Origin of the sequence: Vibrio sp. 1167 (assembly GCF_033340375.1) — a bacterium.
Classification (GTDB): Bacteria; Pseudomonadota; Gammaproteobacteria; order Enterobacterales; family Vibrionaceae; genus Vibrio; species Vibrio alginolyticus.
In genome coordinates, this window is sequence record NZ_JAWOWK010000125.1 from 1 (window position 1) to 1,049 (window position 1,049).

General features: G+C 44.7%; 1 protein-coding gene. It reads left to right on the top strand.

From position 1 onward, the window contains the following. On the top strand, positions 1-964 hold a 964-nt coding region (queA, locus tag R7Z78_RS24825), incomplete at its 5' end, for a tRNA preQ1(34) S-adenosylmethionine ribosyltransferase-isomerase QueA (RefSeq protein WP_169643726.1). Positions 965-1,049 lie beyond the last annotated feature (85 nt).

Sequence of the window (1,049 nt, forward strand, 5' to 3'; positions counted from 1 at the left end):
AATGGACGGCAATACTGGCGAGCTTATAGATGGCACATTTAACGATGTGTTAAACCAAGTTCAAGCTGGTGACTTAGTGGTTTTCAATAATACCCGTGTTATTCCAGCGCGTATGTTTGGTCGTAAAGAATCTGGCGGTAAGTTAGAGGTGCTAGTGGAGCGCATGCTAGATGAGAAAAGCATTCTTGCGCACGTTCGCTGCTCTAAATCACCAAAACCAGGCACTACTATTATTGTGGGCGAGAATGACGAATACTCAGCTGAAATGGTGGCTCGTCACGACGCCCTATTCGAACTGAAATTTAACTCTGATAAGACGGTATTAGAAATTTTGGAAGAAATTGGCCACATGCCACTTCCTCCATACATTGACCGCCCAGATGAAGACGCAGATAAAGAGCGTTACCAAACCGTATATAACCAAAAACCAGGCGCAGTAGCAGCACCTACGGCTGGCCTGCACTTTGATGACGTTCTTTTAGATAAGATCAAAGCCAAAGGCGCTGAGTTTGCTTACGTTACACTACACGTCGGTGCAGGTACGTTCCAACCAGTAAAAGTGGATAATATCAACGATCACCACATGCATGCAGAGTATGTAGAAGTACCGCAAGAAGTGGTGGATGCCATCAATGCAACCAAAGCTCGCGGTGGTCGCATCATCGCAGTGGGTACAACATCAGTACGTTCACTCGAAAGTGCAGCGCAAGATGCATTGAAGAAAGGCTCAGAATTGGTTCCATTCTTCGGCGATACTGAAATTTTTATCTACCCTGGTTACGAATACCAGCTGGTGGATTGCTTGATCACGAACTTCCACTTACCAGAATCAACATTGATCATGTTGGTGAGTGCGTTTGCTGGCTACGAGAACACCATGAATGCTTACAAGCATGCGGTGGAAAACAAATACCGCTTCTTCTCGTACGGTGATTCAATGTTCATCAAAAAGAAAACGATTTAGTAAAAATAAGATTTACGAGTGCTAGCAGTAAGCTAGGAAATAAAGCATCCATTGCTTTGTCTCTCGCAAGGAAAAGCGACCGCTC